Genomic DNA, 19,500 nt, shown 5'->3' with positions numbered 1-19,500 from the left:
ATCGCCGTTCCCTCGTCGGCCTGCCGCGGTGCGCGATGTCTCGCGGGGGCGCGAGCGAACGCAGGGGAGGGGCCCTGCCTTCCGTCCACGTCATGGGGTGGCTCGGCGAGCCTCGCGACTATCGACGGGACCGCCCGCCGACAGGGCGATTTCCGGCGGCGACGGCGGTCGGTTGCGCAGGGGCGCCGCGGGCGGACGCGGTCGGCACCTCGTCGGTCGTGCCGGCACAGGGGTGAAAGCGGATCACGACGCGCAGGCCGATGGGCCAGCTGAGCGGCGTGCGCGTGCTCAGCACCACTTCCCGCACGTCCCGGTCGCTCTTTTCGGCCGGGTCGTCGCTGAGGACCGTGCGGCGCCCCATCACGGGCTTCAGCTCCGTGACCGAGGCCTCGGCGGCGACGCCGGGGTAGCCCTCCGCCGTCACCACCGCACCCTGATGGAGGCAGATCGCGCCGAGGTCTCTCTCGTCCACCTCGGCGATCACCCGCGTGCGCCCAAGCCCCGTGATCTCGAAGAGGGTGCGCGGCGCGACGGTGCTGACGAGCTCGCCCACCGTCACGTGCTTGCGCAGCACCATGCCGGCGATGGGGCTGCGGATGGTGCAGAGGTCGAGCGCGGCCTCGAGGCGTCCGATCTGCGCGGCGGCGGCCGCGGTGCGCGCTTCGGCGGCCGCGATCACTTCCGGCCGCTCGCCGTTGTGCAGCCGCTCCGACGCATGCGTGGCGATCGCGAGCTCGGCACGGCGGGCGGCGAGCTCGTTGAGACTGCCGGACAGCCGCGCCCGGCTCACGCTGCGCCCCGAGGTGAGGCGGCCGAAGCGGTCCGCTTGCTCCTCGGCCTCGCGCAGGACGGCCGTCGCCCGTGCCACGTTGGCCTCCGCCTCCCGACGCTCTTCGACGCGAGGCCCGTTGCGCAGCCGCTGCAGGTCCGCCTGAAGCTCGGCGTGGCGATGCCTCGCCTCCTCGAGCGCGTATGCCTCGGGCTCGCACGACAGCGTGGCGAGCTCGGCGCCGACATCGACCCGGTCGCCCTCGTCGACGACGATCCGCGCGACGATCGCCGTCGTGCCCGCGCCCACCCGCACGGCGTCGGCCGATCTTGCCACCCGCCCCGGCGCCGCGGCGACGAACGGCCCGTCCGCCCCGAGGGAGAGCGACGGTGCGAGGGCGAGCGCCGCCGCGAGAAGGAGGCGGGAGGCTCTCATCAGGAGACGATCCGTCCGTCTTCCATGGACAGGACGCGGTCGGCGAAGGGTGTCAGTCGCTCGTCGTGGCTGACGAGGACGAGGAGGCGCCCCTTGCGCACCACCAGATCGCGCAGCAGCTCGGCGACGCGAAGGCCGCTCTCCCGATCGAGGCTGGCCGTCGGCTCGTCGGCGAAGACGTAGGCCGGCTCGTGCAGCAGTGCTCGAGCCACCGCGACCCGCTGCTTCTCGCCGCCCGACATCTCGTTCGGACGCAGCCTCGCCTTGCCCGACAGACCGACGGCGTCGAGCGCGGCGTCGATCGCGCGACGCGGCAGATGCATCTGCCTCAAGGCGAGGGACATCGCCAGATTCTCGGCCGCCGAGAGCGCGTCGAACAGCCGGAACCCCTGGAAGACGAAGCCGCAGTGCTGCCGACGGAAGGCGGCGAGAGCGCCCTTGTCCATCCCCGAGATCTCCCCGGCCGAGGTGACGACGGCACCCTCGTCGGGGCTCAGGAGGCCGCCGATCACCGAAAGGAGGCTGGTCTTGCCGCTGCCCGAGGGGCCGCCCACGATGGTGAACTGACCGGCCTGGAACTCGGCGAAGACGCCTTGCAGCGCCATCGTGCGCGCGCGGCTCTTGCCGAACGACAGGCTGACGCCCCGCACCGATATGCTAGGCGCGGAAGACACGGGCGGGCTCCGCATCGAGTGCCGGACGCGCCGCGATCATGGCGGCGAGGAGGCACAGGAGAAGGATCGTCAGGAAGACGGCCGGATAGATCCAACGGGGGGCGACGGCCCAGGTCACGATGTTCTGCGCGAGCTCCGCGCTGGGGCCGACGAGGGAGAGGCCGCACAGCGCGCCGATCGTGCCGCAGAGAAGGGATTGCAGCGCGACGATCCGGAAGACGAAGCCGTCGGTGCCACCGAGCGCCTTGATCGTGGCGTAGGCTTCGACCTGCTCCGACGTCGCGCTGTAGATCGTCTGCGCCACGACCGAGAGGCCGATCAGGAAGCCGAGGACGGCGGCGAGAGACAGCGCGCCGCCCGCGCCCGTCTTGAGCAGCCAGAAGACGCGCGAGCGCCGCGACAGCGCGTGTCGGGTGAAGACCGACACATTGGGAAAGCGCGCCGCGAGCGCCGACGCGACGGCCTCCGGATCCTCGCCCGCCGCGACCGACACGACCGCGAAGCTGACCCTTTCCGCCGCGTAGCGCGACAGCCGCCGGGCGTCGCGCAGGTCGGCGATGACGTAGGGTGTTCCGAGGAAGGAGGCGAGGCCGTCGGTGACGAGAGCGATGTCGGCCCTGAGGCCGTTCACCTCCACCTCTGCGGGTGCACGACCCTCGCCGCCGCGCAGCACCGCCGCGTCGGTGCTGTCGACCGCGATGGGCGTTTCGACCGCGGCCGCTGCCATCACCGTGGGCCGCACGCGCGGAAGGCGGCCGGCGAAGCGGTCGTCGACGCCGACGAGAAACACCGTGGTGAGGTCCCCGTCCGGCTTTTCGAAGGGGACCCAGCCGGCGATGCCGGTGCCGGCGTGCGCCACCCCCGGCGTTCCCTCGGTGAGCCAGGCGATGCGCTCGGCGATCGGCGACACGAACTCGAAGGCGGGAACGGCCCGGCCGACGATCCAGATGTCCGCCTCGACCGCGTCGACGATCCGGCTTGCCGCCATGGTGAAGCCGTAGAGAAGGCTCACCTGCAGCGCCATGAGAAACGCCGCAAAGCCGATCCCGACGCAGGCGATGGCGAAGCGCGGCGGATGGGCGACAAGGTTGCGCCACGCGAAGCGGACGGATGAGGCGGACCAGCCGGTCAACATCTATACTCGACGGAGGAATGCGGCAGAGCCGGGCTCATTCGAGCCGACCGTGCGCTATGTCGGCTCGAGGACGTCGTCTCGCTCCACCCTCTCCCGCGCGTTCTTCGCGATGTCGATGAACCGCTCGATCTGATCGATCGTGTGGTTGGCCATCATTTGAATTCGCCAGCGGCAGGAGTTTCGCGATACGCCGGGGTATTCCACCGAGTTGACCAGCGCGCCGCCCTCCAGCGCAAAGCGCGTGATCAGGCGGGCGAAGCGGCTCGTGCCAAGCAGAACGGGAACGATGGCACTCGGCGCTCCCATCACTTCGAAGCTCTCTTCTTCGAGCCGCTTCCGCATGTAGAGGATGTTGCGCATGAGCCGCTCGCGCAGTTCGGCCCCCTCTGACGACCGGATGATGTCGAGTGCGGTCGAAACGATCGTCGCCTGCACTGGCGATATGGCGTTGGTGAACATCAACGGCCCGCATCGGCACAGGAGCGCGCGCCGCAGCGCCGGTTGATTGGTGGCGACGAAGCCGCCGTTCGAGGCGAACGTCTTGGAGAAGCTGCCCATGACGAGGTCGACGCTTCCGACCATTCCCTGGCGTTCCAGGTAGCCTCCGCCGGCCGCCCCGATGGCGCCGAGGTCGTGAGCGACGTCGACAAGCAGCGTGGCGCCGTACTTGGTGCAGATCGCTTGCAGCTCAGCAAGATCGGGCACGTCACTGTCCATCGAGAAGACGGATTCCGTCACGACGAGAATGCCGGCCTCGGTATCCGCCTGCCGCAGCCGCCTCAGCCGCCGTTCGACGGCCGCATTGGAGAGGTGTGGGAACGTGTGCACGTTGCGGGTGGCATTGTGTGCGCCTTCCTGCAGGCACGCATGAGCGAGGACATCGATGACGATGTGGTCTGTCGGACGGACGAGCGTCTTCACCGTGCCGTAACCGGCTCCCCAACCGGTCGGAAAGACGATGCAGTCGCGATAGCCGAGGAAGTTGGCGAGCGCGCTCTCCAATAGGACGGATGCGGAGGTGTTTCCCATCAAGGCGGCGGAGCCGGCACTGTGGACGCCGAAGCGATCGATCGTTGCTTTGGCCGCGGCGCGGACGGCGTCGTGCGACGCAAGGTTCAAGTAGTCCTGCGAAGCGAAGTTCACGCCGGCATAGGTCGCCCCATCCCGCGTGCGGGTCTCGCACTCGGTGCTGATTGGACCGAGCGTGGTGCGCGCGAACGGGTCGACCCGATGCTGTAGCCGCTCGTCCCACCACGCTTGGTGTTCGTCCCAGCGGGCAAGCAGATCGGGCGAATCGGCGACAAAGTCGGTCGTCACACCGCCCAATGCCCGCTCGGAGCCTGACAAGGGGTTCGTCGCGGTCATCGGGCCGCTGAAGGCGTTCGGGTGACGTCGTGTCGGGGTCCGTCATCTGACGGCGTCGAGGCATCCCGGGAGAGGGGGAGTTTCCATGGCATGGGGCGTCGGTACCTGTCCTGCACTCTCGGACAGAAGAGCACCTCCGTAGGGGGCTCAGCATCACCTGAACGGGTGATGCGAGGCCCTTCATTTCCTGCCAGGTCGCTACGAAATCGGTGGGTTGAGGTGGGCTGTCTTGCGGACGAGCTCGCCGCGGGAGGCCACGTGGGCCTTGGCGTAGATCGAGCGGGTCTGGGTCTTCACGGTGTTGATGGATACGGCGCGCATCTCGGCGATGGTGTCGAGCGGGTGGCCTTCGAGGAGGAGTGCGGCGACGGCGTCCTCCGCTTCGGTGAAGCCGCACAGGAGCGACAACGTTCCCGACGGCAGGTTCGGCGGCTTGTTGGGGTCGATCAGCGTCAGGAGAGCGCCGCCGAAGGCGGTCTCGAACTCGCCCGCGCTGTCGCGCAGCGGCGACACCTCCAGAAACAGCGGCTCTCCGCCCCTCGGATCCGGGACGTGCAGGCTGGTGCCGGCGCGGCCGTGGATCTGCCGGGCCGTCGCGACGGCGCTGTCGATCGCCGCGTTCAGCATGACGCCCACCCCCGGATCCTTGGCCACGAGGCGCTTGGCCCGGTTCACGACGAGGCCGGCGCTGTCTTCCAGGATGCGCTGCGCCTCTTCGTTGGCGATCAGGATCTCGGCGCTCGCATTGGTGACGCAGAGGCCGATGTGGACCTTGTCGAGCACGGACAGGACGAGCTTGTAGCGAGCGATGAGCTGCGACACAAAGCGGCGCAGCTCGAGCGACTTCGCAAGATGAGGGGCGAGGAACGCCAACGGCTCCCGCGAGGACTGCGGCACCTGCCGGACGGTGTCGGGGAAGTGGACGATGAGGCCGGCGTTCCAGCCATGATCCGGCGACAGATTGACCCCGGCCCGCAGGAAGATGCCGCTCTTCTCTCTCGAAAAGACAAAATCCTCACGTTCGAACAAGTTTTCATTAGGCCAGATATCGAAATCACTGATGACGCTATATCGTGGCGTTCTAAACAAAAAATCACGCCCGACATTATCGTATTGTCCAAATCGTTCCATGAACTGAATGACCAAGTCGGCGTTATCGATCCAAAATGTACTGGATTTTGTCATCGAGTATTCGAGATCAGTCTGATCGACGCCGAAGATGAGAGCGCCGCTGGCTGTTGACGCCGAGACGATCGCGTCGAGAGTGGGAAGCCAATGCTGTTCGTTCGGTGACACGTCATAGATCGCCGGCAATGCGGCGTAGGCCATCTCCATATGAGCCCCATCGGTTTGTAATCACATACCGAAAGTAGACCACTTCAGCATTATTTTGCAAAGTACAGACAGGATATTTGTCCTGTCGTGTGGAGCGTTGGAGAGGCCTGCTCGATGTCGGAGCCGCAAATGGGAGACGTTCGGCGATAAGGCTCCGTCGTCGCGCCGTCAGTTCCGCGTTGCGAACGGCGATGTGGCCGAACAAGTGGCGCGGCGGCCTGTTCGCCGGCGACGACATCTAGCCGTCTCATGTCGTGCTTCGGCCTTGTACGTCGGCCATGTTGGCGCTCTTCGGCGAGAGCGGGATGATCGGCACGAGCGGTGTTGTCGTGATCAGCCTCGATCCCGTTCATCGATGGCGACGGAGGCGACATCAGGGGCCATGGTCGAACAGGCCACTAACGAGGTCCGGGACGGCCTCGACCGCATCGTCGATGGGACGAGCCGCATCCAAAGCGTTGTCGATGAGGCCATCGGCGGACCGGGGTGTTGCGTCAGCTTCAGTCGTTCGCCGTAACGTTCGACTACAGCGGCGAGGCGCGGCAGACGCTCATCGAGCACCCCAACTCACCGCCCGGACAGGAGATCTTCAACGCCGTCAAGACCGGCAACAAACCGCTGGGCAACACCGTCGACGTCGTCAATGAGGCGGTGGATCTGGCCGACCGTGTCATCGACACGGCGGGCGTTCTTCAGGATCCGCTGGAGGTTGTTCGGCGACCCGCCGAACCTCGACGGGATCGGGGACTTCGCGAGCATCCTGCAATGCCTGGAGGACAAGTTTCTCGGCCCGACCAGCGCCGAGGCCGACGCGGCGCCTCATGACGACGGCGCCAGGCTCGCGGGCTCGTCCGAACGGGTGCGTCCGCCGGGGTCGGAGAGGTCGATCGTCCCGTCGGCGGAGCGGGGCGCCCGTGTTCCCGCCTCGAAGGCGCCGCGCATCACGCGCGAGGGCGCCTGCGGATGGAGCGGGGCGATGCAGGCGAGCTCAAAGCCTTCCTGAAACCGGGGATTGCGCTCGAGGAAGAAGGCGAGATCGGGCTTCGTCTCGATCGCCTGTGGCGCGATCCCCGCAATGTCGGCCCGGAGACGGCCCTGCTCCTCCGGCAGCCGCACGAGCCCGCTCGGGTCCCAGACCGCGCCGAACAGGGTGCGGCCCAGGCCATCGACGAGCGACGCGATCTCGGGAGGCGTCGCTTCCTTCCGGTTCGGATAGATGGTCCGATACGCTCCGCAGAAGATCCGGAAGGTGCGGTAGCCGCCCATCAGCGTGAAGTGGAAATGCGGCATCGACGGTGCACGGGACCAGACGTTGCCGAGAAAGCGCATGACCGCCGGAGCCATCAGATTGCGGCCCCAGTAGGCCTGGTCGACCACGGTGTCGCCGCTGTAGATGATCCGCGCTTTGCCGCCCGGCCCCTCAATCCAAGGATGCTGGAACACCTTGAGCGCCATGAAACCCAGAAGGGGACCGCAATCGTCATGGACGACGACGACGTCGGTCCGGTCAGCCAGATCGCTCGCAAAGACGTCTTCCCGCGCACCACTGTAATGCCGCGCATATAGCGCGAACATCTCGCGTTCCAGTGAATTGTCGATCGCGGCAACTGACAGAGATTTAAACTTCGACATCACTTTCTCTGATTGCACCTTGGAAGGCCGAGGCTCGGTTATTATAATGATATTCCGCATGGCGTGGAATGAATGTTCGGTGAGAGAGAATTTGTTACATTTTGGTTGGCCATGACCGGTGCTGAAGACCGTTCTCCTCGATCGCGGCCCCGCCATCTGCTGCCGCCGGGGCCGCGGCTGCCGGGGATCATCCAGCTTTTGTGCGAGACCGGGGTCAATTGGCGCTATCTGCAGTTGCTCAGACGGCGCTTCGGCCCGGTGTTCACGATGACGGCGGCCTTTCACGAGCCGGTCGTCGTTGTCTCCAGTCCCGAGACGGCGCGGCGTGTGTTCGCGCTGACGCGGGATGATTTCACGCACGCCAACGCGACCTCCTCGCTCGAAGGCGCGATGGATGGGCGCAGCATCTTCTTCATCGATCGGGCGGACCACCAGGCGATCCGCAGAGCCCTTGCGGTGCCGTTCAGCCGCCGGCACGTCGCCGGCGACGCGGCGCCCCTACACGACCTGATCCGCCGGGCGGTCGCAAAGCTGCCGGAGAGGGGGCCGGTCGCGCTCGTCCCGTTCGGCGAGCGGCTGGCGACCTGCGTCGTCGTCGCGCTCATCTTCGGGGGCGCTGCGGACGACCCGCGGAACGAGGCTCTCGCCGACCTCGCCGTCGCGGGTCTCGAGCGCTCGGGCAGCTTCCTCGAGCGGCTCTCCGTGCTGGTGCCGCCGCTGCAGCGGCTGGCGTGGCTCAACCCGTACAAGGCACGGCATGCCGACGAGGCCGGCCGTTTCGCCACCGTCATCGCCGAGCGTGTCGCTGCGCGTCGGGCCGAGGGGCCTTCTGCGGATGGGCCCGTCCTCGACCGCCTCCTCCTCGCGCGCTGGAGCGACGGGCGCCCGCTCGACGACGAGGAGGTGGCCTCCCAGATCCTGGCGCTCATCGTCGCCGGCAACGAGACGACGGCGTCGGTGGTCGCCTTCGCGGTTCGCTGGCTGTTGATGAACCGGCCCATTCTGGAGGCGCTGCGCGATGCGCTCGACGCGCTGGGACCCGAGCCGTCCGCCGACGCGCTCGCCGCGGTGCCCCTCCTCCAGGCGGTGTGCGCCGAGACGCTGCGGCTCTCGCCGCCGACGTGGTCGGTCGAGAACCGCCGCCTCAGGCGCCCGCTCGATCTCGGCGACCACGTGCTTCCGGCTGGCACGCGCGTCACCGTCTCGCCGGTCCTCGTCGGCCGCGACGCGGGCCTCTACCGCGATCCGGAGCGGTTCGACCCCTCCCGCTTCCTCGCGCTGAGCCCACCGCCGCACGAGCAGCCCGCGTTCGGCGGCGGGCTGCGCCTGTGCCCCGGCCTGTGGCTCGCCACGCTCGAGATGCGCCTCCTGCTCGCCGAGCTCGTGCGTCAGCGCGATCTGACGCCCGTGCGCCGCACCCGGCCGATGCGGGCAGGCCTCGTCGTCGTTCCCTCGCACGGGATGCCGGTGCGGGCTCGTCCCCGTGTCCGAGCGTAGCCATGTCCGAGCCTAGAGTGCACTCCGGCCCGTCAACCCGGCGTCCTGGCCTGCGCCGGGGACGCCGGGATCGCGCCTTTGGTGATGAGGCCGGGAGGGATCACCGCGCCGGCGGCGACGCGCCCGCCGGTCTCGATCCCCGCGGCCGGCCCGATCACCGCCCCGGACCCGATGCGGACGAGCGGTCCCATCAGGACGCCGGTTCCCACCTCCACACGCTCGCCTATCCGCACGCCGTGCGCGATCATCGAGCCCGCCCCGATGAGACAGTCCGCCCCGATCTTGACCCGCTTCACGTGGATCCACTCCACCCCGTCGCGTTTGAAGATCAGATGGCTCGACACCATGCAGTCGGTCCCGAACACGGTCCTGTCCCCGACCTCCATGAGGCTGCGGTCGAGGATGCGCACGCCCGGCGCCCAGAACACGCGCGTCCCGATGCGGCTGCCCCAGCCTCGCAGCCACACGCTGTAGAGGCCGGGGACCACGCGCAGGAGCGCCTCCAGAAACGGCAGATAGCTGTAGCTCATCTGCAGGAGGAGACTCGCCATCCACGGCTCGAACACGGGCTCGGAGAGGTTTGCGCGGCGCTCGTCGAGGCGACCCGAAGCGGCGAGCAGCCGGTGCGCCGCGGGCGGCACGACGTAGGCCGCGGCGAGGAGCGCTGCGAGCGGCAGAAGCAGCCTCACGCCGAACGGCGTCGCGAGCGTCCAAGCGAGGGCGGCCAGCATGAGCCCCACGTGAAGGGCCGGGAGGCAGGCGGTCACACGGTAGAGGAGCGTCACGGCCGAGCGCGCCTCCGTGGGGCCCAGTTGCTGCGACATCGCCGGATGGCGGCGGCGGCGCCGGGTCGGCTCATCACCAGGCGGCCGGGCCGGGCCGAAGCGGGATATATCTGATGGCGGGTGTCGGGATGCCGCCTCCGGCGGGTCCGAAGAGCGCCGGTGGTCGACCGGATCGGGTCGAAGACGACGGCCGCAAGCCCAACCAATCCGCATCTCCCGGCATTCGACTGTTTCACCGACCACCGCGACGCAACGCACGGGCCGGCATGATAGCGCCCGCGTGCGGCGAGAGAAGTCGCAAATTGCAACCGTGCAGCGAGGGAGCGTCGTGGGATCGCGACGCGGGCTCTCACCTCGGTGGCGGGTCGTGACGGCGCGCCCCCGTGTCGGCCCTTGGCGCACGATGTCGGCGGCCGCTCTGGAGCGGACGATAAGGGTGTTGTGCGGGCCGGACCTCGCCCGCCTGCGCCGGGCGCTCGATGCACCCGAAGCGGCGCAGGCGCGCGTCGCGCAGGCCGTCGCGCGCGACCTCGCCCGGACCGAATATGGCCGGCGCCACGGCGTGTCGTCGACGGACGGACGGCAGACGCTCCTCGATAAGCTCCCGGTGGCGCAATATGAGGACCTCCGCCCCCTCGTCGCCCGGCAGATCGCCGGCGAACGCGCCGTCCTCACCACCCACCCCGTGCAGCGCGTGGAATACACCTCCGGCAGCAGCGGCGCCGCAAAGCCCGTACCGATGACGGCGCCGCTGATCGCCGCCTTCTCCCGCACGGCGCGGCTCATGTTCGCCGACGCGCTGGGGGCGGGCCTCACTCTGCGCACCGGCCGCCTGTTCGCCAGCATCTCCCCACCCGCCGGCCGGCCGGACGACGCCACCAGCGACGACACCGGCTACCTCACCGGTCTCCTGCGGCCGATCGCGCGGCACATCATGGTGCTGCCGCCCGACTACGGCACGGCGCAGACCGTCGAGGCGTTCCGCGACAGCCTCGCGCTGACGCTCCTGTCGGCGCGCGACCTCGAGGTGGTCTCGGTCTGGAGCCCGAGCTACCTTCTCGCGCTCCTCGATCACATCGTGCGCCGGCGCGACGCGCTGGCGCACGCGCTCGACCCGGACCGCGCGGCCCTCCTCGCCCGCGCCGAGCCGGACTGGACGGCGATCTGGCCCTTTCTCAGCCTCCTGTCGTGCTGGACGCACGGCGCCGCCGCACGGCTGGCCGCGGCGCTCGCCGACCGGCTCCCCGGCGTCACCATTGCGCCGAAGGGGCTGCTCGCAACCGAGGGACCGGTGACGGTGCCGCTGCGCGCCTATGGCGCGGTCGAGCCGGTGCCCCTCGTCGACACCGTCCTCCTGGAATTCCTCGACGACGACGGCCGCTCCCACCCCGTCCACCGTCTCGATGCGGGGGGAGACTACGACGTCGTCACCACCATTCCCGGAGGCCTTCCGCGATACCGGCTGGGCGACAGGGTCAGGGCGTGCGAGCGCATCGGGGCGACGCCGAGCCTCGTCTTCCTCGGCCGCGCCGGCGAGGTCGCCGACCTCGTGGGTGAGAAACTGAGCGCCGACTTCCTACGCGCGGCGCTCGACGGGATTCTCGCCGACGTGCCTTCGCCACCGCTCGTGGTGGTGCCGGTGCGCACCGCGAACGGAGGCGCCTACCACCTCCTCGTCGATGCCTCGCCGGACGAGGCGACGCTCCTCGCCGACCGCCTCGAAGGGGCGCTGTCGGCGGCGGTCCACTACCGGGCGGCGCGTCGTCTCGGCCAACTCGAGCCGCTTCGCGCTCGCTCGGTGCCGCATCTCTCCGCCCGCCTCCAGCGCTTCCACATGGGCGAGGGGATGCGCCTCGGCGACATCAAGGACCAGCTGCTCGTCACCGACCCGGACCGCGCCGCCGCCCTGATCCACAGCCTCGGAGCGACCTCGCCGAACGACAGCGCCTGAGAGGGAGCGTCGCACATGACGAGGAGCCCGCCGTGTCGGGGCAGACGCCGCACGGGCGGTGAGGGCTTCTCCAGATCAGCTCTCCCCGCCTCGAAGCGCGCGAACGTCCGGCTCCCACTCCGCTCTCGGCTACGGATCATCAGCCGATGCGGCGGCAATGGCGGCATGACCCCGTCCACACTCTCGGGGGTACGATCATTCCTCCTCGATCAGCAGCGAGCCGGTCGGGTGGACGGTGGCGCGCTGGCCGGGGAGGAGGAGGGTGGTGCTGTCGAGCTGGGTGATGATCGCCGGCCCCTCGAGCACGCTTCCCGCACCGAGCCGGGCGCGGTCGTAGATCGGCGCCGACACCACCCCCTCGGCAAAGGAGACGGGCTGATCGCCGACCCGTGCCGAGGCGACGTCGGTGTGGGAGGGGATCTCGGGCAGGGTCAGGGGCGGCAGCTTGCCGACCGCGTCGACGCGCAAGGTCATCGCCTCGATGCGCACCTCGTCGAGGCGGAAGCTGTAGAGGGCTTCGTGCGCGGTGTGGAAGGCGGCGACGACCTCGGCGAGCGCGGCCGCGTCGACATCGCCGGGCCACGGCACGGTGAGCTCGGAGCCCTGCCCCTCGTAGCGCAGGCTCACCTGGCGCGTCATGCGGCGGCTTTGCGCTGGCACCCCCTCGCTCTCGAGCCACGCTTCGGCCTGCGCCGAGAGGGCGGCGAACACGCCCGCGACGTCCTCGAAATCGAAGGCGTCGTCGCGCTGGAGACAGCTGCGGGAGAACTCCGCCCTGAGGTCCGACGCCAGGAGCCCGAACGCCGACAGGACGCCCGGCGCCGGCGGCACCAGCACCCGCCGGCAGCCCGCGAGCCGCGCCAGCGGTCCGCCGTGAAGCGGCCCCGCCCCGCCGAAGGGCAGCAGCGTGAAGTCGGCCGGATCGTGCCCGCGCTCCACCGACACCACCCGGATCGCACCCACCATCGTGTTGTCGATGATCTCGAGGATCCCGCGCGCGGCGGCGTCGACGCTGAGACCCAGAGGCTCGGCGATGCGGGTGCGGATCGCGTCTTCGGCGAGCGCGCGGTCGAGACGGTAGTCGCCGTCGAGGAGGGCTTCGGGAAGGTGGCCGAGGACGAGGTGGGCGTCGGTCACGGTGGGCTCGGTGCCGCCGCGACGATAGCACACGGGGCCGGGATTGGCGCCGGCGCTGTCGGGGCCGACCGTCAGCACGCCGCCCTTGTCGACCTTGGCGATGGAGCCGCCGCCCGCCCCGATCGTGGTGAGGTCCACCATCGGCAGCGGGATCGGCCAGTTGCCGATGACGGAGCGGGTGGTGAGGCCGAGCGCCCCGCCCCGGATCAGCGCGATGTCGGCGGAGGTGCCGCCGATGTCGACGGTGATGATGTCGCCGATCCCGGCCGCGGCCGCCACGATGTTGGCGCCGACGATGCCGGCCGCCGGGCCCGACAGCGCCGTTTCGACGGGCTTGGCGCGGACCGTGTCGGTGCCCGCGACGCCGCCGTTGGACTTCATCAGGAGAAGGGGGGCGGCGATCTTGCGGTCGTCGACCCGCTCCTCGAGCCGGCCCACATAGCGCGAGACGACGGGCTTCACATAGGCGTTGAGGGCGGTGGCGAGGCCGCGCTCGTATTCGCGCATCACCGGCAGCACCTCGGCCGAGATCGAGGTGAGGGCGGCCGGCGTCACCTCCGCGATGATCTCGCGGGCGCGGCGCTCGTGGGCGGGGTTGGCGTAGCTGTGCAGGAAGACGACGGCGACGGTCCCGATGCCGACCTCGGCGATGGCCTCGGCGGCGGCGCGCAGAGCCGCCTCGTCGAGCGCCTCCACCTCGCTGCCGTCGGGGTCGATGCGCCCGCCGATCTCGAAGATCTGGTCCGGCGCGATGGGCCGCTGCGGCTTGCACCAGGCGAAGAGGTTGGCCCGCCGGGGGATCGAATGGCGGCCGATCTCGAGGAGGAAGCGGAAGCCGCGATTGACGATCAGCGCCGTCGGCGGGCCCTTCTGCTCGAGGATCAGGTTGGTGGCGACGGTGGTCGCGTGGAGCACGCGGTCGATGTCGGGCCCGCCGAGGGCGGCGACCTCGAGGACCTCGGAAATCCCGTTGCCGAAGCCTTCGGACGCGTCGTGCGGCGTCGACGGGGTCTTGGCGAGGTGAAGCCGGCCCGAGCGCGGATCGAACAGAACGATGTCGGTGAAGGTGCCGCCGGTGTCGACGCCGATGATCGGGCCGGTCATTGGATGCTGTCCCTGTAGTGGCCGGTGTGGAAGGTTTGGGTCGCCGGGCGCGTCGCGCGCCGGGCTTCGGTGGCGGCCGTGTCGACGGCCCGCCCGCCCGCGGTGAGGACGACGCCGTAGTCGGCCTCGGCGCTGCGGGCGGAGACGAAGCCGCCCTTCACGTCGGCGAGCACCCGCTCGGGCTCGCGGTCGAAGGGGTGGCCCCAGCCGCCCCCGCCGCCGGTTTCGAGGCGCAGGATGTCGCCGCGCCGCACCAGGGTGCCGTCGCTGAGCGGGGGGACGTGCACCTCGCGTTCCGTGCCCGGATTGATGATGCAGCGGCCGGTGCCGGCGCACTGGCCCCCGCCGGCGCCCCAGGGGGGATGCTCGATGGCGTCGAGGCGCACGAGGAGGGTCGCCTCCTCGGCGAGCACCTCGATCTCGCGGATGACGCCGCAACCGCCGCGCCAGCGGCCGGGGCCGCCCGAATCGGGGTTCATCGCGTAGCTGAGGATGCGCATCGGGTAGAAATTGTCGACGAACTCGGCCGGGTAGTTCTCCTGCGCCACCAGGTAGACGGCGTCGTGGCCGTCGGCGAAGGGGCGGGCGCCGTAGCCGCAGGCGACGCCGTCGGACATCAGGAAGCGCTCGCCGCCCGCGTCGGTGCCGCGGAAGGTCCAGATGGCGTAGGGGCTGTGGGAGGCCGACGCGCCCCCCTTCGAGGCCGCGTTCAACAGCCCAAGATAGCCCGACAGGTTGCGCAGCATCGTCACGCCGCGCTGGCCGAGGGGGGCGGGAAGGCGCGGCTGCAGGATCGAGCCTTCGCGCAGAATCACCTCGTCGAAGAGCCGCTCGGCGCCCGCGTTCAGCGATAGATCGTGGCTGTCGCCCAGGAGATAGGCGCCCACCAGCATGCCCGCCGATTTGGGGTTCAGGATCAGGTTGATGGGGCCTTTGGTCTGATCGTCGGTCTTCGAATGGTCGAGGATGAAGCGGCCGTCCTCGGTGGCGGTGAGCGTGTAGCGCAGGGCGATGGGGCCGTTGCCGTGGCCGTCGCTGTCGACCCATTCGGTGAAGGCGTAGGTGCCCGGCTTCACGAGGGCGGCGAGACGCTCGCGCAGGACCGTCGCGGTGCGCTCGAGGAGCGCGTCGAAGGCGCCGGCGAGCTCGTCGCCGCCGAAGCGCCGGGCGAGCTCGGTGAGGCGGGTGCTGCCGAGGGTGACCGCCGCCATCAGCGCCCGCATGTCGCCGCGCACGTTGGCGGGCTGGCGGGAGTTGCGCACGAAGAGGCGCATCAGCTCGTCCTGCATGCGGCCCGCGGCGACGAGGCGCACGGGCGGCACGATGGTGCCCTCCTGGAAGAGGTCGGTGCAGTCGGGGGAGAGGGAGCCGGGGCGCATGCCGCCGATGTCGGTGAAGTGGGCCCAGGTCTGGGAGAAGCCGATGAGCCGGCCCTCGAAGAATACCGGCGCCACCAGCACCTGGTCGGGGGTGTGGGTCACCGCGCCGTGGGAATCGTAGCAGTCGTTGTACCAGTAGACGTCGCCCGGCTGCATCGTCTCCGGCGGGTAGTATTTGAACACCGGGGTGACGAGGTCGGAGGTGAAGGGCAGCGCCTTGCCGGCGATCATCCGCCCCGCGGGGTCGTAGAGGCCGGAGGCGTAGTCCTTCTTTTCGCGGATGAACGCCGACATCGCGGTGCGTTCGATCAGCATTTCCATTTCCGACTGGATCGCGCGCAGGGCGCCGCGCACGATCTCCAGCGTGACCGGGTCGATGTCGGCCGGCGTGGCGTCGGACGCCATGGCGCGGAGGTCCTTTTTGGGCATGTGAGGATGTCCCTCGTTCGGTGTCTTGAGGGTGGGGGAGAGGGTCATGCGAGGGATCCGCCCCGGACGCGGCGGTTGTCGCCGGGGCGCAGGCGCAAGCCGTCGCGCAGGTGCTGGAAGGGAAGGCCCGCTGGGTCCACCACCACCGGCCCCGGCGCCACGATCACGATGATCGTCTCGGCGATGGGCTGGTAGTCGGCGCGGAAGTGGACGCTGGACTTCAGGGCGACGATCTTCTCGCGCGCCGGCTCGATGCCGACGTGGCGGAACAGCGCCTGGTCCACCGCCTGCATCTTGCGGCTGCACACGATGGCGCGCACGCCGCCGATGCGGATGAGGGCCGTCGGGCCGACCTTGCGGGCGTTGCCCTTGGCGTTGGGGCCGCTGCCGACGAAGTTGCCGTCGGCGAGCCGCTCCACCACCGCGGTGACGGCAAGGGGGTGGCCGTCGCTGACGCCGCCGAGCTCCAGCGTCACCGTCGCGCCGACGCCGGCGGCGTGGCAGGCGGCAGCGCTCGCCGCATCGTTGATGGAGCCGAGGACCGCCCCGTCGGCGTTCTGCGCGATCAGCGCGGCGAGGAGGCCCATGGTGTCGCCGTAGCCGCCGCCGCCGGGGTTGTCCTGGGTGTCGGCGAGGACGACGGGGCGGGTCGCGCCGGCGGCGATGCGGATCGCCTCGGCGACGCCGTCCTCCACCTGCTGGACCATGGAGGAGAAGGCCATCTCGCGGCCGGCGACGTCGGCGGCCATCGCCTCGGCCATGATGTCGGCGAGGTCCTGGGTGTCGGCGTAGGCGGTGGCGGCCATGCCGCAGCCGGGGAAATCGGCGTAGGGGAAGCCGTAGCAGAAGCCGACCTCGGCGACGCCGGCGGTCTCCTGCAGGCGGGCGCGCTCGGCCATCACCTCGGCCATCGGCCCCGAAATGGTGCATTGGGCCGGCAGCGGGGTGAGGAAGTCGAGGGCGCGGTAGGCCTTCGCCGGGCGCTTGCCCGAGCGGATCATTTCGAGGAGCAGGCGACCGGCGTGATCGCCGCAGGGCTTGTGGTCGACGTGCGGATAGGTCCGGTAGGGGACGAGGAGGTCGGTGAGCTCCACCAGCCGCTCGGTGAGGTTGGCGTGGGGGTCGAGGGTCGCGACGATCGGCAGATCCGCCCCGACGACACACCTGAGGCGCCGCACGAGCTCGCTTTCGGCGTCGGGGAAGGCGTCCGTCATCATCGCGCCGTGGAGCTCGAGGAAGATCCCGTCGACCGGCCCCTCCTCGAGCGCGTCGGAGAGCTGCGCGACGAGGAGCGCCACGATCCGCTCGAACGCCTCCGGCGTGACCGGGGCGGAGGGAACGGCGTAGGCCCAGATCAGGGGCGCGAGGTCGAAGCCCTCGGCCTCCGACAGTTCGATCATCGCCGTGCAGGAGGCGTTGGTGGGGCGCAGCGCCTCGATCATCGTCGGCGCGCGCTGCATCTCGATCTGGCTGCCGGGGGTCTTGAACTCCTCCCAGCCCGCCCGGTGCGAGGCGAAGGAGTGGCTTTCGTGCCGGAAGCCGGCGATCGCGATACGTGTCATGCGCTGTTCGTCTTTCAGAGGGGCCGCGGGGGCGGGGCCGGCGCGGGCTGATCTCGATGGCCTCCGGGCGGAGCGGCCCAAACACCGGAGGCACTGGGAGGCACTGGGGGCGGGCTAATCGATCTCCAGAATGATTTTCCCCGCGAACGCGCCGGTTTCGGCGGCCACGTGGGCGTCGGCGATGCGCTCGAGCGGGAAGGTGAGGCGAGGGGGATGGTGCAAGGTGCCGGCGGTCGCCATCCGGCCGATCCGCTCGACCGCCTCGCGCAGCATCGTCTCGGTGAGGAGGGAGCCGCGCACGAAGCGCACCGTCACCCCCTTCCATTGCAGCGGATAGTAAGGGATCGCCGGCTCCCGCTCGCTCGAGGAGGAGTAGGTGGCGATGGTGCCGTTGTTCGCGATCACCTCGACGTCGAGGGCGAGGTTCGCGGCGAAATCGACCTCGACGATGCGCTCCACCGGCCCGCCGGCGAGCGCCAGGACGCGCCGGGCGACGTCCTCGGTGCGGTAGTCGATGACGGCGTCCGCGCCCGCTTCGAGCGCGAGCGCGCCCTTTTGCGCCGAGCTGACGGTGGCGAGGACGAGCCGCGCCCCGTCGGTCTTGGCGAAGTTGATCGCATATTGGGCGACGGCGCCCGCGCCGCCGGCGACGAGGACGGCCTTGCCCGCCACCGACCCGTCGCCGAACACGGCGCGAAACGCGGTGAAGGCGGGGACGGGGAGGCCGGCCGCCTCGGCGAAGCCGACCGTGTCCGGCAGGGCGAGGGCCTGGGCCGCGGGAAGCGCGCAATATTGGGCGGCGGTTCCGAAGGCGCGGCCGGCGTCGCCGTCGTAGCCGCCCTGGGCGCCGTAGACGAACACCCGTTCGCCGACCCGGCCCGGCGCAACCTCGGCCCCGACGGCGACGATCTCGCCCGCGCCGTCCATGTGCGGCACGATCCGCCGATGCCCGAGCGCAGTGCCGAGCCAGCCGGAGCGGCGCTTATGGTCGGCCGGGTTCACCGCGGACGCGCGCACCCGCACCAGCACCTCGTGGGCGGCGAGCGTCGGGGCCGGGATCTCACCCACGGTCAGGACCTCGTGGGCGGGCCCCGTGCGCTCGTACCAGGCCGCTTTCATCGGCCGGCGTCCTGTCGACGGGCGGGGGGCGCGGGGGTGCTCATCAGGCCGCCTCGTCCGCCGGGCGCAGCAGCGCGGCACCGGGCCAGCGGCCGGGCTTCGCCATCAGGTAGGGCATCGGGTAGTCCGCCTCGACGCCGAGGCGCTCGGCCGCGTGCCAGCTCCAGCGCGGATCGTCGAGAACCCCGCGGGCGAGCGCCACCATGTCGGCGTGGCCGTCGGCGATGATCTCTTCGCCCTGCTCGGGCGTCAGGATCAGGCCGGTGACGAAGGTCGCGATCCCCGTCGCCGCGCGCAGCTTCGAGGCATAGGGGACGAGGTAGCCGGGGGAGGCTTCGATCCGCGCCTCGGCCGAGATGGCGCCGGCGGAGACGCACACATAGTCCGCCCCCGCCTCACGCAGGAGGCCGGTGATGGCGATGGTGTCCTCGAAGGTGAGGCCACCGTCCACGTAGTCGTGGGCGTTGAGGCGGATGCCGAGGGCGCGGTCGTCGGTGAGGGTCCGGCGCACGTCGGCGATGATCTCGGCGACGAAGGCGGTGCGGGCGGCGAGGGAGCCGCCATAGCGGTCCTCGCGGTGGTTCGACACCGGCGACAGGAAGGTGTGCAGCAGATAGCCGTGCGCGCCGTGGAGCTCGACGAGGCCGAGATCGACCCGGTTCACCCGCCCGGCGGCCTGCCGGTAGGCTTCGCGCACCCGGGCGAGGCCCGCGTCGTCGAGCGCTTCGGGGACGGGCCACTCGCCGCCGAAGGAGACCGGCGACGGGCCCCAGGTGCGCCACCCGCCCTCGTCGAGGGGAAGGGGGCCGCGGCCGGCGGTCGGAAGGCGGCCCGACCCCTTGCGGCCGGAATGGCCGAACTGGATGCCGAAAGGGGTCGCCGAATAGGTGCGGATGCGCGTCAGAAGTTCGCGCAGCGCCGCTTCCTGCCGGTCGGTGTGGAGGGCGAGGCAGGTGGCCGAGCCCCAGCCCTCCCGCTCCACCGAGGTGGACTCGATCATCACGACGCCGGGGCCCGACACCGCGAAGCCGCCGAGGTGCTGGTCGTGCCAGGGCGTCACCGCGCCGTCGTCGCCGTTGTACTGGGCCATCGGCGAGATCGCGATGCGGTTGGCATAGGTCTGCCCGCGGACTTCGAAGGGGGAGAAGAGGCGCGAGGTCACGAGGCCCTCCGAGCGTGTTGCGGGTGGATG

Annotated in this window: 15 protein-coding genes; 3 read left to right on the top strand and 12 right to left on the bottom strand. The window is 70.3% G+C overall.

The features are described 5' to 3' along the window. Window positions 1–118 precede the first annotated feature (118 nt). The 5 genes from JCR33_RS20860 to JCR33_RS20840 form a co-directional block, all read right to left on the bottom strand. Window positions 119–1,204 (bottom strand): HlyD family secretion protein, encoded by a 1,086-nt coding sequence (locus JCR33_RS20860; RefSeq protein ID WP_198884069.1) that lies wholly within the window; start codon window positions 1,202–1,204, stop codon window positions 119–121. Further along, window positions 1,204–1,878, bottom strand: coding sequence for an ABC transporter ATP-binding protein (locus JCR33_RS20855; RefSeq protein ID WP_198884068.1), 675 nt, complete (start codon window positions 1,876–1,878; stop codon window positions 1,204–1,206). Before JCR33_RS20855 ends, JCR33_RS20860 begins: the two co-directional genes overlap by 1 nt. Then, a complete protein-coding gene (locus tag JCR33_RS20850) occupies window positions 1,862–3,013 on the bottom strand; it encodes an ABC transporter permease (RefSeq protein WP_198884067.1) in 1,152 nt (383 codons plus the stop codon). Before JCR33_RS20850 ends, JCR33_RS20855 begins: the two co-directional genes overlap by 17 nt. 54 nt (window positions 3,014–3,067) lie before the next feature. Further along, window positions 3,068–4,378 (bottom strand): aminotransferase class I/II-fold pyridoxal phosphate-dependent enzyme, encoded by a 1,311-nt coding sequence (locus JCR33_RS20845; protein ID WP_198884066.1) that lies wholly within the window; start codon window positions 4,376–4,378, stop codon window positions 3,068–3,070. Between the two features lie 198 nt (window positions 4,379–4,576). Next, window positions 4,577–5,707: a helix-turn-helix transcriptional regulator gene (locus JCR33_RS20840; protein WP_211110477.1), complete on the bottom strand. Its 1,131-nt coding sequence runs from the start codon at window positions 5,705–5,707 to the stop codon at window positions 4,577–4,579. 495 nt (window positions 5,708–6,202) lie between these two features. Here JCR33_RS20840 and JCR33_RS20835 point away from each other — a divergent pair, with 495 nt between their 5' ends. Beyond that, window positions 6,203–6,538: a hypothetical protein gene (locus tag JCR33_RS20835; protein ID WP_198884064.1), complete on the top strand. Its 336-nt coding sequence runs from the start codon at window positions 6,203–6,205 to the stop codon at window positions 6,536–6,538. On the opposite strand, the gene JCR33_RS20830 is transcribed toward JCR33_RS20835, so the two are convergent. After that, complete coding sequence (locus tag JCR33_RS20830) at window positions 6,533–7,345, bottom strand: hypothetical protein (protein WP_198884063.1); 813 nt, start codon at window positions 7,343–7,345, stop codon at window positions 6,533–6,535. The genes JCR33_RS20835 and JCR33_RS20830 overlap by 6 nt on opposite strands. A 72-nt stretch (window positions 7,346–7,417) precedes the next feature. Between JCR33_RS20830 and JCR33_RS20825 the strand changes: the two genes are divergently transcribed. Next, window positions 7,418–8,842, top strand: a complete 1,425-nt coding sequence (locus tag JCR33_RS20825) for a cytochrome P450 (RefSeq protein ID WP_332461244.1) — start codon at window positions 7,418–7,420, stop codon at window positions 8,840–8,842. Between the two features lie 32 nt (window positions 8,843–8,874). On the opposite strand, the gene JCR33_RS25560 is transcribed toward JCR33_RS20825, so the two are convergent. After that, window positions 8,875–9,627: a DapH/DapD/GlmU-related protein gene (locus tag JCR33_RS25560; protein WP_211110476.1), complete on the bottom strand. Its 753-nt coding sequence runs from the start codon at window positions 9,625–9,627 to the stop codon at window positions 8,875–8,877. Between the two features lie 403 nt (window positions 9,628–10,030). Here JCR33_RS25560 and JCR33_RS20815 point away from each other — a divergent pair, with 403 nt between their 5' ends. Further along, on the top strand, window positions 10,031–11,578 hold the full coding sequence (locus tag JCR33_RS20815; RefSeq protein ID WP_211110475.1) for a GH3 family domain-containing protein: 1,548 nt from the start codon (window positions 10,031–10,033) through the stop codon (window positions 11,576–11,578). Window positions 11,579–11,773: 195 nt separating this feature from the next. On the opposite strand, the gene JCR33_RS20810 is transcribed toward JCR33_RS20815, so the two are convergent. The 5 genes from JCR33_RS20810 to JCR33_RS20790 form a co-directional block, all read right to left on the bottom strand. Then, window positions 11,774–13,819: a hydantoinase/oxoprolinase family protein gene (locus JCR33_RS20810; protein ID WP_198884059.1), complete on the bottom strand. Its 2,046-nt coding sequence runs from the start codon at window positions 13,817–13,819 to the stop codon at window positions 11,774–11,776. Next, window positions 13,816–15,627, bottom strand: a complete 1,812-nt coding sequence (locus JCR33_RS20805; RefSeq protein ID WP_211110474.1) for a hydantoinase B/oxoprolinase family protein — start codon at window positions 15,625–15,627, stop codon at window positions 13,816–13,818. The genes JCR33_RS20810 and JCR33_RS20805 overlap by 4 nt, the downstream gene beginning before the upstream one ends. A 44-nt stretch (window positions 15,628–15,671) precedes the next feature. Then, window positions 15,672–17,189, bottom strand: coding sequence for a M81 family metallopeptidase (locus JCR33_RS20800; RefSeq protein WP_198884058.1), 1,518 nt, complete (start codon window positions 17,187–17,189; stop codon window positions 15,672–15,674). Between the two features lie 114 nt (window positions 17,190–17,303). After that, window positions 17,304–18,308, bottom strand: a complete 1,005-nt coding sequence (locus JCR33_RS20795; protein ID WP_198884057.1) for an NADPH:quinone reductase — start codon at window positions 18,306–18,308, stop codon at window positions 17,304–17,306. 43 nt (window positions 18,309–18,351) lie between these two features. Next, window positions 18,352–19,470: an oxidoreductase gene (locus tag JCR33_RS20790; RefSeq protein WP_198884056.1), complete on the bottom strand. Its 1,119-nt coding sequence runs from the start codon at window positions 19,468–19,470 to the stop codon at window positions 18,352–18,354. Between the last annotated feature and the right edge of the window lie 30 nt (window positions 19,471–19,500).

The organism is Acuticoccus mangrovi, assembly GCF_016411865.1.
GTDB lineage: Bacteria > Pseudomonadota > Alphaproteobacteria > Rhizobiales > Amorphaceae > Acuticoccus > Acuticoccus mangrovi.
Note: the sequence above shows the minus strand (reverse complement) of the source record. Positions and strands in the feature narration are given on the sequence as shown.

What these genes read in the sequence shown, in the direction of transcription:
- JCR33_RS20840 (WP_211110477.1), bottom strand. Translation starts at nt 5,707, where the DNA reads ATGGCCTACGCCGCATTGCCGGCGATCTATGACGTGTCACCGAACGAA.
- JCR33_RS20810 (WP_198884059.1), bottom strand. Translation starts at nt 13,819, where the DNA reads ATGACCGGCCCGATCATCGGCGTCGACACCGGCGGCACCTTCACCGAC.
- JCR33_RS20815 (WP_211110475.1), top strand. Translation starts at nt 10,031, where the DNA reads ATGTCGGCGGCCGCTCTGGAGCGGACGATAAGGGTGTTGTGCGGGCCG.
- JCR33_RS20795 (WP_198884057.1), bottom strand. Translation starts at nt 18,308, where the DNA reads ATGAAAGCGGCCTGGTACGAGCGCACGGGGCCCGCCCACGAGGTCCTG.
- JCR33_RS20845 (WP_198884066.1), bottom strand. Translation starts at nt 4,378, where the DNA reads ATGACCGCGACGAACCCCTTGTCAGGCTCCGAGCGGGCATTGGGCGGT.
- JCR33_RS20850 (WP_198884067.1), bottom strand. Translation starts at nt 3,013, where the DNA reads ATGTTGACCGGCTGGTCCGCCTCATCCGTCCGCTTCGCGTGGCGCAAC.
- JCR33_RS20800 (WP_198884058.1), bottom strand. Translation starts at nt 17,189, where the DNA reads ATGACACGTATCGCGATCGCCGGCTTCCGGCACGAAAGCCACTCCTTC.
- JCR33_RS20825 (WP_332461244.1), top strand. Translation starts at nt 7,418, where the DNA reads ATGTTCGGTGAGAGAGAATTTGTTACATTTTGGTTGGCCATGACCGGT.
- JCR33_RS20830 (WP_198884063.1), bottom strand. Translation starts at nt 7,345, where the DNA reads ATGTCGAAGTTTAAATCTCTGTCAGTTGCCGCGATCGACAATTCACTG.
- JCR33_RS20860 (WP_198884069.1), bottom strand. Translation starts at nt 1,204, where the DNA reads ATGAGAGCCTCCCGCCTCCTTCTCGCGGCGGCGCTCGCCCTCGCACCG.
- JCR33_RS20805 (WP_211110474.1), bottom strand. Translation starts at nt 15,627, where the DNA reads ATGCCCAAAAAGGACCTCCGCGCCATGGCGTCCGACGCCACGCCGGCC.